Source organism: Flavobacterium caseinilyticum (genome assembly GCF_004349085.1).
GTDB classification, from domain to species: Bacteria; Bacteroidota; Bacteroidia; order Flavobacteriales; family Flavobacteriaceae; genus Flavobacterium; species Flavobacterium caseinilyticum.
The window spans coordinates 233,894-247,484 of the sequence record NZ_SMFM01000002.1; the positions used below are offsets into that span (position 1 = coordinate 233,894).

Genomic DNA, 13,591 nt, shown 5'->3' on the forward strand with positions numbered 1-13,591 from the left:
ATTATTTTTATTTCAAAAGTAACTAAAAACAGCACAGATAAAACAGAAAGGTTTTAGGTAAACCTTAACTAAAATTTCTCGATTTTATAAATAGAGTAAATAAAAAAAGTTTTAGATTCGCAAGAATAAACAAACAAAGCGCCAAAACAGAATTTCGTTCAAAAAAATAATCCAGCGCAGTTACTAAAACAATCAAAATGGCATCAGGTTTTTTCGCATTATTAGATGATATTGCAGTACTTATGGATGATATTGCAGTAATGAGTAAAGTTGCTGCCAAAAAAACAGCTGGAATTCTGGGCGATGATTTAGCCGTAAATGCGGAGAAAGCATCCGGTTTTATCTCGTCTCGAGAACTTCCCGTACTGTGGGCAATTACTAAAGGATCTTTCTTAAATAAAGTAATCATTTTACCCATTGCTTTTCTGTTAAGTGCTTTTTTACCCCTTGCCGTAATTATAATCTTAGTTCTTGGCGGATTATATTTGGCCTACGAAGGTGCCGAAAAAATATACGAATACTTCTTTCCGCATGAACATGCAAAGTCTGATGTTTCACTCGAACCCTTGACCGAAGAACAAATTCTGGCTTTCGAAAAAGAAAAAATAAAATCAGCCATCGTAACTGATTTTATCCTGTCCGTTGAAATTATCATTATTGCTTTAGGTACGGTTGTCGGAAAACCTATATCATCACAAATAATAGTGGTCACTATCATTGCCATAATAGCAACGGTCGGTGTTTACGGAATTGTGGCCCTGATTGTCCGCATGGATGAAGCAGGTTTAAAACTGATAAGCATGAGTACCAAAGAGCGTAGCTTCTCAAAGACTATCGGAAACATTTTGGTTCAAGCCTTGCCAAAAGTCATCAAGAGTTTATCCGTTATTGGAACCATTGCATTGCTTTTAGTGGCAGGAGGCATATTTGTTCACGAAATTGATTTTTTACATGGAGTTCTACCTCAATTACCACCCATAGTAACTGAATTTATTGTTGGACTTGCAATTGGACTGCTTGTTTTGGGAATCGTAAACCTGGTCAAAAAAATAATTGGCAAAAAGTAAACCAACCAAATCTGACGATATTTTAGCTTCCTAAAATTTTAAAACAGCATCAGCACATCAGTCGGAAGGCTGTTGTTTTTTTATGCGTATTATTTTTTTAGGAGCAGATTATTTGTCAGTTTCCAGCACGAGTTATCCCGCTGTCCGCAGTATCCACGCCCAAAAGCGTGGGATACTTGCTTCCATCGGGGCTACAGTAGAACTTTTTGTTTTTCAAAATGATTAATTTATCAACATCTTGAATGCAGAAAGTAAAAACAATTCCTAAAACTCAATTTCACTTATGCTTTGTTTTTCTTTTTTACTAACTTTGATGAAACTAAAAAATACTATTAATGAAACCAACCTCAATTCTCTCTTTGTTCCTACTACTATTCATTTTTCATACCAATTACGCACAAACCACTGTCGATGATCCCGAAATAAAAAAAATGGTTGCCGAAGTAAAATCGGAAAATATGGAAGCTACAGTCCGTAAACTCGTATCTTTTGGAACCCGACATACATTAAGCGATACAAAAAGCAACACCCGCGGTATTGGCGCAGCGCAACGCTGGGTAAAATCAGAATTTGATAAATATGCACTAGCTTCAAATGGAAGACTGACTTCTGTTATTGATTTTTTTACCATCAAAGCCGATGGAAGACGCATCACCACCGACAGCCAGCTGGGTAATGTGATGGCAACCTTAAAAGGAACTGATCCTGCAGATGATCGTGTAATGATTATAAGTGGCCATTTAGATTCCCGTGCTTCAGATGTAATGGATGCTAAATCAGATGCACCTGGTGCAAATGATGATGCTTCTGGAGTTGCTGCCATGATGGAACTTGCCCGAATCATGAGTCAAAGAGAATTTCCTTTTACATTAATTTTTGTTGCTGTTGTTGGTGAAGAGCAAGGATTGTACGGAGCCAAACATTTAGCCGATGTTGCCAAAGAAGGAAAATGGAATGTTATTGCGATGATCAATAATGACATGATTGGAAACAGTTTATCGAGCGGAACTTTATTGCGAGATAACACCAGAGTCCGCGTATTCAGTGAAACAATTCCCTTTTTAGAAACGGAAGCGGAGTCAAAAATGCGTAAATCAACCAATCGTGATAATGACAGTCCATCCCGACAATTAGCCCGATATATCAAAACAGTTACCAATCAATATGTAGAGCAACTGGATATTAATTTAGTGTATCGCAACGACCGTTTCTTGCGTGGTGGAGATCACACTCCTTTCAGTCAAAACGGATTTACGGCGATTCGTTTTTGTGAAATGAACGAAAACTACGATCATCAACATCAAAACGTGAGAAAAGAAAACAACATCCAGTATGGTGATTTAGCAGAATTCATGGATTTTGAATATATGAAAAAAGTAACCTGTTCTAACTTGGCTACGTTTAGCAATTTGGCTTGGTCGCCAAAAGCACCAACAAACGTAGGAATTGAAGTGAAGGATTTGACTAATTTTTCCACTTTAGTTTGGACCGCTCCTGAAGGGAAATCGGTTTATGGATATAACATTCTTATCCGAGAAACATCCTCACAACATTGGGAAAAAGCAATTTTCGTAAAAGATACAAAAGCTGAAATTCCTTATTCTAAAGACAACTTTTTCTTCGCTGTTCAAGCTGTTGACGCATTAGGACATTCTAGTTTACCGGTTTTTCCACTGCCGATTCGATAAAATAATTTACGTAATGTACATTTAAAAAAGCGCCTTTTGGGCGCTTTTTTAAATTTCAAAGGACCCGTTATGTCTTTATATCACTATGGCAATTACTAGTTCTAAATTAATTCTTATTTTTTCTCTATTAAACCAATTCTTTAAAATATTGCAGTAAAATGCTGTCGTTTTCCAAAGTAGGTGTGAAAATTTCTAAAATACTTGGTTTTTCATTTTGAGCATACAAAGCAGTCAAACTTGGTGCTAAACTTACCTCATCACTGGCAATTGTATATTCAAAACCATACATTTTAGCCAAATGTTCCGCCGTTAAACAATGGGAAGTTTCAAAGAATGTATTAAAAACAGGACTTTCTTCGTGTCCTGGTAAAATCCTGAAAATTCCTCCACCTCCATTGTTGATTAGAATAATCTTAAAGTTTTTTGGGATATAATTATTCCATAACGCATTGCTATCGTATAAAAATCCAACATCACCAGTTATAAAAACGGTTGGTTTTTCATTGGCTACAGCCGCACCAATAGCCGTAGAAGTACTACCGTCAATTCCGCTGGTACCGCGATTGCAATATACTTCAATTGAAGGATCAATATCAATTAATTGCGCGTAACGAATAGCTGAACTATTGCTGATTTGCAATTGGCTATTCACTGGTAAACTCTGCATCACTTTTTCGAAAACTTTAAAATCCGAAAAAGGAATTTTGTCTAAATAAATATCATTTTTTAGTTTTCGCAATAGTTTCACGGCGTTTAATTGCTGAAAATAATTACTTTTAATTTCGTTTGTAAGCGGCAAAAAAGTTTCAAAAAATACATTTGGGTCAATTTCAAAATGTTTGGTCAAAGCGCCAAACGTATCATACGCTCTCCAAGAATCAATATGCCAATGGTGTTTTGGTTTGTATTTTCGTAAAAAAGCCTTGATTCGTTTTGAAACGACCATCCCGCCAAAAGTCACCAATATTTCCGGACGAAAATTTTCAAAATCTTCATTCGTAAAAGGCGTAATTATCGTGTCTATATTATTGATAAAAGTATCATGATGCAAGTTAGATGTTGTTTCGGTCAACACTACAACCGACTCATCTTTGGCGAAAGCCTCAATTATTTTTTCATTGATTGCATTTGGTTCATTTACTCCAACGAGAATCATTTTTTTAGTGGAATTGTTCCAAATCGTTGCATATTCCGAAACATCTTCAATGGAAATAGTCTGAGTAGTATTTGCAGAAGCGACATTATTTATATTGACAGAAAGTTCTGAAACGGTTTCGTACAACGGCTCTTCAAAAGGCGCATTGATGTGAACGGGACCTTTTTGAGTGATCGCCGTATTGATGGCTTCATTGATTTCTAAATCATTCTCACTCGAAACATCCTCATGCAAATTAGCATTGTATAATGAATGGTTTTCGAAAACATTTTCCTGACGGATGGTTTGTCCATCGCCTATATCAATTTTGCTTTGCGGTCTGTCTGCCGAAATCACAATCATAGGAATCTGGCTGTAAAATGCTTCAGCAAAAGCCGGGTAATAATTCAATAAAGCAGAACCGGAGGTACACACCAAAGCTACCGGCTGTTTCGTTTGTTGTGCCATTCCGAGTGCAAAAAAAGCAGCGCATCTCTCGTCAGCAATGCTGTAACATTGAAAGGCGGGATTGTTTACAAAACCAATTGTAAGCGGTGCATTTCGAGAACCCGGAGAAATAATTATGGTGGTGATTCCTTTGGCAGAACAAATTTCAATAATGCTTTGTGCTAAAGGTATTTTGGGGTAAATCATTGTTTTATTTTCAATGAAACAAAGATACAAAGATGTAAAGGTTTTTCTCTAATCTTAAATAGTTTTCTTAAATTTGAAACAAAATAAATTCTACATGGAAATAAAAATAAGACCGGCTGTTTTTGCCGATTTAGATACAATATTGGAAATCATCAATCACCAAATACTGAACAGTACTTCGATTTATGATTATGAGCCACGAGATTTTGAAACTCATAAATTATGGTTTGAAGACAAATTGGCCCATGATTTACCTGTTATTGTTGCTGAAACTGAAAATGGAACGATTGGTTACGCTACTTATGGCACCTTTCGTCATAAAATAGGATATCGCTTTACAGTGGAACATTCGGTATATGTTGCGGATGAATTTTTAGGAAAAGGGGTTGGGAAATTATTATTGGCTGAACTTATTCAACTGGCAAAAAAACAAAAATACCACACTATGATTGGTGTTATTGACTCCGAGAATAAAGGAAGTATTGCTTTTCATGAAAAATATGGTTTTGAAACTGTTGGCATTATTAAAGAATCCGGTTATAAATTTGATCGTTGGCTGAGCTCCGTTTTTATGCAATTGATTTTAGAATAAAACGAATTTTATCATTTTGTGGCTCAGTTTGTACTATGTTTTGACTTTAGGAATTTTATAACTTTAAGACCTCCTACTTTATAGTATATTTGCACAACTAAAAATTTCATGGATTATACCTTACTCTCTTCGCCTTTACAAGGATTTACCGACTTTCGTTTTAGAAATGCCCAAAACAAACTTTTTGGAGGAATTGATACATTTTACTCGCCATACATTCGGCTAAACGGAAAAATGGTTATCAAACCGTCTTACGAACGCGACCTGCTTCCGGAGAACAATCTTGATTTAGAAGTGATTCCGCAAGTTATAACGAACGATGCCGATGAATTTTTATTTGTAGCAAAATATGTTAGAGAATTGGGTTACAAAGAATTAAACTGGAATTTAGGCTGTCCGTATCCGATGGTGACTAAATCCGGTATGGGTTCCGGTCTGATCAGTAATCCCGGAAAAATCAATAATATTCTTCACAGAGCACATAATGAATCGGATATTATTGTGTCTATGAAAATGCGTTTGGGTTATGAAAACAGTGAAGAAATTCTGGACGTTTTGCCTATTTTAGATACCTATCCTATAAAGAATATTGCCATTCATGCGCGCATTGGTAAACAACTGTATAAAGGTGGCGTGAATCTGGATGCGTTCCAGCTATGTGTTGATAACACCAAACATAAATTATATTATAATGGTGATATAACCTCCGTGGCTAAATTTCATGAAATGCAGCAACGCTTTCCAACTATTGACCATTGGATGATTGGCCGAGGATTAATCTCGGATCCTTTTTTACCAAGTATGATAAAGAATAACACGATGGAATATCCTGCCAACAAAATGGAAATGTTCAGTGCGTTTCACGATACTTTGTATGCTATTTATAGTGAATCACTTTCCGGGTCGACACATATTTTACTAAAAATGTATCATTTATGGGAATACTTTTCGGCTACGTTTTCAAATCCACACAAAGTTTTGAAAAAAATAAAAAAAGCGCAAAGTATTCGGAATTACGAAGCTGCTGTAGCTGAAATTTTCAAAAATGAAAAAATTTAAATAAAAAATAAATCATTAAGAAATTAAGAAAAATCAAGCTTTAATTCTTAATGTAACTTAATCTCTTAATGGTTAAAATTTAATCTTCGCTACATTCATAGTCGAACCGCAAAAAAAAAGAGATTCTCATTTGACTGAAAATCTCTTTTTTTTTATGTTACTTTTTAAAATTAGCAAATTAGCGGTAAAGAATTATGCTTTGATCCAATTCAGCACTTCTGGATCCGTTACTAATGTTCTTGGAGCAATTACTTTTTCCAATTCACCGTTTTCGTTAATTAAGTATTTTTGAAAATTCCATTCTACAGTGGAATCTTGTAATCCATTTTTAGATTTTTGAGTCAAAAACTGATAAATTGCCGCCATATCATCGCCTTTTACAGAAACTTTATCCATCATTGGGAAAGTCACTCCGTAGTTCATTTGGCAAAAAGTAGCAATTTCTTCATTCGTTCCAGGCTCTTGTGAAGCAAAGTTGTTTGCCGGAAAACCTACTATTACTAATCCTTTGTCTTTATATTCTTTATAAACTGCTTCAAGGTCTTTGTATTGCGGCGTCAATCCACATTTTGAAGCCGTATTTACAATCATGATTTTTTTTCCTTTCAATGAAGCAAAATCAAAACTATTACCTGATAAATCTTCTACTTTGAACTGATAAACGGTTTCTTTAGCTACTAATGGTGTGCTCATATTGGTTTCTGATTTTTGAGGTTGTGCCTGATTTTTACAACTGAACAATAACAAAGCGCAGCTGGCCAGCAATAATACATTTTTCATATTTGAAATTTTTTATAAAATTAGATAAAAATTTGTTTTATCAAAGCGTTTTTCAGTTAAACAGTAGTTAAATAAAAAGAAAACCTGACATTATGAAAATGCCAGGCTTCCAAACAAATAAACAACAAATCTTAATGTGGTATTTAAAAAGTATAGGTAATTTTTCCTTTCATGAAGAAAGGCGTTCCTGGAGTAAAATGAATTTCTTCAACACTTTCAGGCTCATTTTGAAGCCTGGATTCAGTGGCAAATTGTGTTTCATTCCATGCAGTATTAAAGATATTCTCTACTGCAATTCCGAAATTGATATTCTTATATTGATAATTAACATTTAAATCGGAAATAAAATATCCTTTCGCAACAATTGAATTATCTTCATTCGCAGGGCGATTTTTTAAGTAACGATAGCGAATTCCTCCAGAAAAACCATTCACTTTTTGGAAACTTAATCCTCCAGTAGTGGTGAAATCTGGTGCTAACGGAATGTAATCCTGACCTTTGGGTTCATCAATGCTTCTGGCATACGTATAATTTGCATCAGCGTCAAAATACAACCAATCGTTCAGTTGATAACGCAATCCAAGCTCTGCTCCCATACGTTTTGATTTTCCGCTTGGCTCAATAATTCCGGCATCTCCTACGTAAACAAACTCCTGTTCTAAAAACAAATACCATAATGCTGAATTTACAATCAACTTAGGAAATGGCTTCCAAATGGTACCAACATCAGTTCCTATAGCCGTTGGTAAAATTTGTTTTCCACTGTTTTGTACGACCACTCGGGCATCATTCGAATGGAAACCCATTCCTGATTTTACAAAAAACTGTAAATTGTTATTTTGCGAATAAATGAAATTCAGTTTTGGAGAAAATTTAACTTTGGATTCCGATTGTGTTTTGTAATTCTCCATCAATTTATCTTGATAATTGAATTTGAAATAATCCAATCGAATCGCCGGATTAATCATCAGTTTTCCAAAATTAAATTCGGAATTCACGTATGAAAACAAACTAGACTCATCAATATCACCTAATTTTATATTCTCAAGAACTGTTCTTCTATTCAAAGTATGTGAAAGCTCTGTGTCTGTTGTAGCATCAGCACGAAAACCAGCTCCAAATTGCAACAAAACATCCGTATCATTTATTTTCGTCTTCTTATTCAACTCCGCGTTCATTCCATAGATATCGCGATTTTCTTTCTGTTTAATTTGGTCTCCATTTATTGGATCATCTAAAAAGAAAGTAAAATTAGAATATAATTCAAATTGATAATTTGAATAAAAAGCATTGGCCTTCAAGAACGTATTTTCATCAATTGGTTTACTCAAACTCGCATTAAAATTAGTTCGTGATGTATTTCCCCCTTCGGTATCATCAACAGCTCCAAATCTTGAAATCGTTCCATTATCAACCAAACGTTGCGGAATTTGTCCCGAAGCATCCCATTTGCTTGAAAAGCGAGAAGCCAAAATTGAAAACTTGCTGTTATCCTTCAAAATAGCGGAATATTTCCCTAGCAAATTGATTCTGTTAAAATTTTGGGGAGAATCAAACGGACCATCCGTCAGGATATATTCTGTGGCAATGTAAGCACTTTGTGTTTTTTGGTTGCCCAAAAGATTAAACAATCCTACCGTTCTAAGGGTATTGAATTGTCCCACTTCGACACCAATGCTGCTTTTTTCAATTTTATCTTTAGTTTGGAAGGTAACGTATCCTGCCGTTGCAAAATCCCCTTTGTTGGCATAATACGTCCCTTTTCCAAAATCTATTTTTTCTACGGTTTCAGGTATAACAAAATGCAAATCAGCATAGCCCTGACCATGTGCGTGAGACACCATATTTACTGGCATTCCGTCGACAGAAATGGCTATATCTGTTCCGTGATCAATATCAAAACCTCTCAAAAATATTTGTTCCGCTTTTCCGCCGCCGGCATGTTGCCCGATGAATAATCCAGGAACTTTTCGAAGAATTTCCTGTGAAGAATTCACCGGCGTGGTTTCTAAATCTATTTTTGAAATGACATTCATAGCTGAAAGTTTCGGTTGAATTACAATTTCATTCAATCTAAAAATATCATCTTCCATGATAATTGTATCATCCGAAGAAACAATTTGGTAATTCGTTTTTTTGTAGCCTAAGGCAGATATTTTGATTACATCACCAATTACTGTTTTATCTAAACTAAAAAAACCAAATTCATTTGTATGCGCATGATTGTCAGAACTTGTGTTCATTAAATAAGCGTTTTCAATAGGATTCCCATCAAGGTCCAACACTTTTCCTTTTTGGGCATAGGTTGACAACCCAGAAAGGGCAACTAACATTAAAATCAAACTTTTCATACGCTACAATTTGTTTAACTTTTTCTCGAAATTCGGCCCCAATTCATATAAACTGGACAGTAATTCTTCCTTGATAGGTTTGGCTTTAAGCGGCAAATTATTTGCGCTGTAAATCATTGCCAAATGATACTGTACCTTTGGTTCGAACGATTTTCCAACCACATGATTTTGAGCAATTTCTAATGCTTTTTTATTCTCGCCCACATTTAAGTAAGACCACGCCAACAAATCATACGAATCAGCCGTGGGTCTGTGCTCTACTTCAATTTTAGCAATTTCTAATGCTTTTTGAGCGGTTTGTTTGTCATCAGCATAAATTAAAGCGTTGTATTTATTATACATAGCACCATAATTATTTTTCTCCATCATAGAAAAATAAGCATTTCTGTTTTTTATTTCCTTACTTTTATTGCCTTCAAATTGAGCAATTTGAGATTTCAGCAAATAAAAATCTGGTGTGTTATGAGTGGCAGCAATGGCATCAATAATTCTGTTGGCCTCGTTTACATTTCTTTCTTTAGAAAAAACAATCCACGCAATACCTTTTAAAGCGTAGGAATAATTAGGATCTAATTCTAACGTTTTTAGGTAACTGTCATACGATTCCTGAATTCTTCCAGCATGACCATAAAAATCACCGAGGTTAGAATAGGACCAAATTTTAAGCACCTTGTTATCATCTTTTTCAGCAATACCTTTAGCTTTTTCCATGAAAGTTATAGCAGTTTCTAAATCGCCTTTATGATCGTTCCATTTTGCCAAGCGAATCAAATAATCAAAACTATTCATGTCTCTGATTGCATTCAGATTTTTAACCGCTTCGGGATAATTTCCCAATTCCATTTGAACATCGAACAATAATTTTTGAGTTTCTTTTTTACCCTCGCCAATTGCTAATGCTTTATTGGCAAGTTCCAAAGCTTCCTTAAAACGGTGCTGCGAAATATAATTTCTTGCCAATGATCGAACAGTTGAAACTTTTGAAAAATCATAGGCTTCATTTGATTTTGTCAATAAATCCTCTGCTTTATGTAAATTTTTAATATCACCTGTATATTCGAAAAGCGTGTTATAATTATTGGCTAACTGAGTTAAATAAGTTATTTGGTTAGGGGCAGCATCAAATTTTTTCTGCCAAAAAACAATTTCTTTTTGTGCTAAAGTCAATGATTTATTGTCTTTAACTTCCAGATAATTGTTGTAATCTTCTTTTTGTGTGATAGGATTTGATTTAGTCTCGCAACCGAATATGAATAGGATTGTGAAAACTGTAAACGGGATTATTTTTAAAGTTTTCATACTCTAAGCGTTTTGTTTGTTTGTTTGTTTATTTGTTTTTGTTTAAAAAGAAAGACAGAGCGAAAATTAGTGTTAGCGCTCTGTCTTTTTTTAAGGTAATATTACCAAGCTGAAGCCAAGTAAGGGAAAGCTGTTCCAAATGCTTTATCATTTGCGTTTACGTTATCTTTAGTCAAACCAGGATTAGAAGTTCCCATTGGTCCACCAAAAATCAATAATAATTCAACGTCTATTACGTCGTCAGCCAAAGTTCTTCCTGTCAAAACATTTGTTCCGTCAAAAAAAGTTGTTGGAGCAACTTTTGATACTCCTAATACATCTGTAGCTAGAAGACCTGTAAACTGAGCGGCGGTTTGCCCCAAAGCATTTGTAGTAAAAGCCGGATTTAAAGCCATTAATCTGGATTGAAAAACAGATTGGTATTTTGTTCCCATTGCAGATGGAATGGTACCGTTAAATTCGTCTTTTGGCGCTCCTGAACCAATAAAAACGGTGTTAATTGCAGGTCTTGCCATTTGATCTTGTTGAACAAAATTTCCGGAAAAATCCAAACTTGCTACCGAATCATTATTTGAATCGTCATTATCACAATTTACTGAAACAACTGCCGCAATTAGCGCGATTGTTATGCTTTTGTATTTATTTGTTTTATTCATGATGTTTACATTTAAGTTTTTTTGAAATCGCAAATTGTGGATTCCACTATTTAAAAAGTTTAAAATAAAATTTGTTATTGTTTTTTCTTAGTTTCAGCCCAAACGTTTATGGTATTAGAATTACCCAACATCGTTTTTGGTACTTCCACTACTACGGCTAATACGTTTGTTCCTGCAAAAGTGTCTGTTCCCGGATTTTTAAAAGCTGTTGCTGTTCCGCCAAGAATTGCTTGAAACTGACCTAAGTCAAAAAAGAAAGGATCATCTCTTGGTCCTGCAAAAAATTTCATTCCATTTTGTTCAGCAGTTATAGCAGTTGCGCCATAAGATGAAATTGTTACGTTTCCTGACGCAGAACTCGTTTTAACTGTACTTGATTTTCCTGGAGTTCCTGGAGCAACCGGTCCAAAGAAATACATTTTGTTATCTCTTTTGATAGCTTGAATCACCAGATCCTCAACATTGTCGCCATTGTTGTCAATGTTGATTTCAATCATCGTATTCTCATCGAATTTTGCAGCAGCAGTAGTGTTAGGACTTAATAATCCTTGCGTGTTTACGGCAAATACTAAATTGTTTGAGTTTTGACCCTGGAAAGCGTAAACATCTGTGATGTCTGATGCATTTCCTGTTACCGCCGGAGCATCAATGTGATCCGCAGCTACTAAAATTAAGCCTGAGACCGCCACCAGCGATAGACCTAAAATCATTTTTGTTTTTTTCATTTTATTTTTAATTAAATGGTTATAGATGCATTTACGGGATTGCATTTGTTTTGGTTTTAAAAATGGTAATAAAAAATTAATTAATTTTTTAAACAACTGATAATCATTATTTTAAATTCTTAAAAAAAATAAAATTATTTTGATTTTGATTTTTTTATTGTCTTGACATTCATAAAATCAATAATTTGTAAATAAGAATGTATAAGTTTGTATTCGTTAAATAGTAAAATATGAGTCAAGAAGAATTATTAGTATTAATTTATAAGAAGGACGAAAGGGCATTTACACATCTATATGATATGTATTCTAAAAGTTTATTTTCAGTCATTAATGTTCTGGTAAAAAACAGAGAAGAAGCAGAAGATGTGCTGCAGGAGGTATTTGTAAAAATCTGGAAAAACATGGATTCGTACCATGAAAGCAAAGGAAGATTCTATACTTGGATTCTTAATATCGCCAGAAATACTTCGATAGATAAGTTGCGTTCAAAAAACTTTAATAACAGTCAAAAAAACCTTGCTACTGATAATTTCGTAAATTACTTTGAAGACAGTTCTAAACTGGCAGATAAAATGGATACGATAGGTTTACAGGAATTTGTAAAAAGACTGAAACCAAAGTGTATTCAAATAATAGATTTACTGTTTTTTAAAGGCTACACCCAGCAGGAAGCTTCGGACGAACTGGAGATTCCTTTAGGAACCGTTAAAACTCACAATCGAAACTGTATTAATGATCTTAGAAATTATTTGAAAGTATAATGGAAACAAAAGAATATATTGAATCAGGAATTCTGGAGCTATATGTTTACGGTTTACTAAGTGAAGCCGAAAACGAAGAAGTCACCAGCAAGGCCAAAAATAATCCGGAAATTAACAATGAAATTATAGCAATTGAAAAGGCAATTGTTGCTTTATCGTCAAGCTTTTCACCATTTCATTCTGTAGCAAATTATGAAAAAATAAAAGAAAAACTGGAACTCAAACATGCAGAAGTTATACAGCTAGAACCTGCAAAAAATAGATCTCAATACATTGGATGGGCTGCAGCATTATTATTGTTAGTGGGCCTTGGCTATCAGTACAATCAATTAAACTTAACTACTACGCAAGTAGCCAAAACTGAAACTGAGAAAATTAAATTAGAGAAAGAATTTAATGTCTTAAAATTAAAGAATACAGCTAATGAAACTAGTTTGGCAGTTGTAAGAGACACTAAAAATACCGTTATAACGCTAGGTGGACAGGCAGTTGCTCCTGAATCTTCAGCTAAAGTGTATTGGAATCAAGAAACCAAAGTAGTGCATATCGATGCTGCCGGTTTACCAGAACCACCTGAAGGAATGGTGTATCAGGTTTGGGCATTAAAATTAAGCCCGCTTACTCCTACCAGTATTGGTTTACTGGAAAACTTTGATGTAAATGAACAAAAATTATTTGCAGTAAATAATGCTAATGATGCAGAAGCTTTTGGAATTACATTAGAACCTGCAGGTGGAAGTTTAACTCCTACAATGGCACAGTTATACACCTTAGGAAAAGTATAAAAAGCCTCTTTTCTAAATAAAACAAAAAAGGTTCAACTA

12 protein-coding genes are annotated in these 13,591 nt (G+C 34.6%); 6 read left to right on the forward strand and 6 right to left on the reverse strand.

Annotated features, from left to right (window positions below):
• The first annotated feature begins 197 nt into the window (after positions 1-197).
• Together E0F89_RS05475 and E0F89_RS05480 are read left to right on the forward strand one after the other, a co-directional pair.
• The gene (locus E0F89_RS05475) at positions 198-1,067 is read left to right on the forward strand and encodes a DUF808 domain-containing protein (protein WP_131908845.1); all 870 of its coding nucleotides are present in this window, start codon (positions 198-200) and stop codon (positions 1,065-1,067) included.
• Positions 1,068-1,402: 335 nt separating this feature from the next.
• Positions 1,403-2,755 (forward strand): M28 family metallopeptidase, encoded by a 1,353-nt coding sequence (locus E0F89_RS05480; RefSeq protein WP_131908846.1) that lies wholly within the window; start codon positions 1,403-1,405, stop codon positions 2,753-2,755.
• Positions 2,756-2,882: 127 nt separating this feature from the next.
• On the opposite strand, the gene menD is transcribed toward E0F89_RS05480, so the two are convergent.
• On the reverse strand, positions 2,883-4,544 hold the full coding sequence (gene menD / locus E0F89_RS05485; protein ID WP_131908847.1) for a 2-succinyl-5-enolpyruvyl-6-hydroxy-3-cyclohexene-1-carboxylic-acid synthase: 1,662 nt from the start codon (positions 4,542-4,544) through the stop codon (positions 2,883-2,885).
• A gap of 94 nt (positions 4,545-4,638) precedes the next feature.
• On the opposite strand from menD, the gene E0F89_RS05490 reads away from it, so the two are divergent.
• Positions 4,639-5,136, forward strand: coding sequence for a GNAT family N-acetyltransferase (locus tag E0F89_RS05490; protein WP_131908848.1), 498 nt, complete (start codon positions 4,639-4,641; stop codon positions 5,134-5,136).
• A 108-nt stretch (positions 5,137-5,244) separates the two neighbouring features.
• On the forward strand, positions 5,245-6,195 hold the full coding sequence (locus E0F89_RS05495) for a tRNA dihydrouridine synthase (RefSeq protein WP_131908849.1): 951 nt from the start codon (positions 5,245-5,247) through the stop codon (positions 6,193-6,195).
• 192 nt (positions 6,196-6,387) lie between these two features.
• Here the strand turns inward: E0F89_RS05495 and E0F89_RS05500 are convergent, their stop codons facing one another.
• The 5 genes from E0F89_RS05500 to E0F89_RS05520 all read right to left on the reverse strand — a co-directional run bounded on the left by E0F89_RS05500 (position 6,388) and on the right by E0F89_RS05520 (position 12,006).
• On the reverse strand, positions 6,388-6,975 hold the full coding sequence (locus tag E0F89_RS05500) for a glutathione peroxidase (RefSeq protein ID WP_131908850.1): 588 nt from the start codon (positions 6,973-6,975) through the stop codon (positions 6,388-6,390).
• Positions 6,976-7,118: 143 nt separating this feature from the next.
• Positions 7,119-9,326: a TonB-dependent receptor gene (locus E0F89_RS05505; RefSeq protein ID WP_131908851.1), complete on the reverse strand. Its 2,208-nt coding sequence runs from the start codon at positions 9,324-9,326 to the stop codon at positions 7,119-7,121.
• Positions 9,327-9,329: 3 nt separating this feature from the next.
• Positions 9,330-10,625: a tetratricopeptide repeat protein gene (locus tag E0F89_RS05510; protein ID WP_131908852.1), complete on the reverse strand. Its 1,296-nt coding sequence runs from the start codon at positions 10,623-10,625 to the stop codon at positions 9,330-9,332.
• Between the two features lie 101 nt (positions 10,626-10,726).
• Positions 10,727-11,281, reverse strand: coding sequence for a DUF4331 family protein (locus E0F89_RS05515; RefSeq protein ID WP_131908853.1), 555 nt, complete (start codon positions 11,279-11,281; stop codon positions 10,727-10,729).
• A gap of 74 nt (positions 11,282-11,355) precedes the next feature.
• Entirely contained in the window at positions 11,356-12,006 is a 651-nt protein-coding gene (locus E0F89_RS05520; RefSeq protein WP_131908854.1) for a DUF4331 family protein, read from the reverse strand.
• A 230-nt stretch (positions 12,007-12,236) separates the two neighbouring features.
• Between E0F89_RS05520 and E0F89_RS05525 the strand changes: the two genes are divergently transcribed.
• Both E0F89_RS05525 and E0F89_RS05530 read left to right on the forward strand, forming a co-directional pair.
• The gene (locus E0F89_RS05525) at positions 12,237-12,767 is read left to right on the forward strand and encodes an RNA polymerase sigma factor (RefSeq protein WP_131908855.1); all 531 of its coding nucleotides are present in this window, start codon (positions 12,237-12,239) and stop codon (positions 12,765-12,767) included.
• Positions 12,767-13,552: an anti-sigma factor gene (locus E0F89_RS05530; RefSeq protein ID WP_131908856.1), complete on the forward strand. Its 786-nt coding sequence runs from the start codon at positions 12,767-12,769 to the stop codon at positions 13,550-13,552. The genes E0F89_RS05525 and E0F89_RS05530 overlap by 1 nt, the downstream gene beginning before the upstream one ends.
• Positions 13,553-13,591 lie beyond the last annotated feature (39 nt).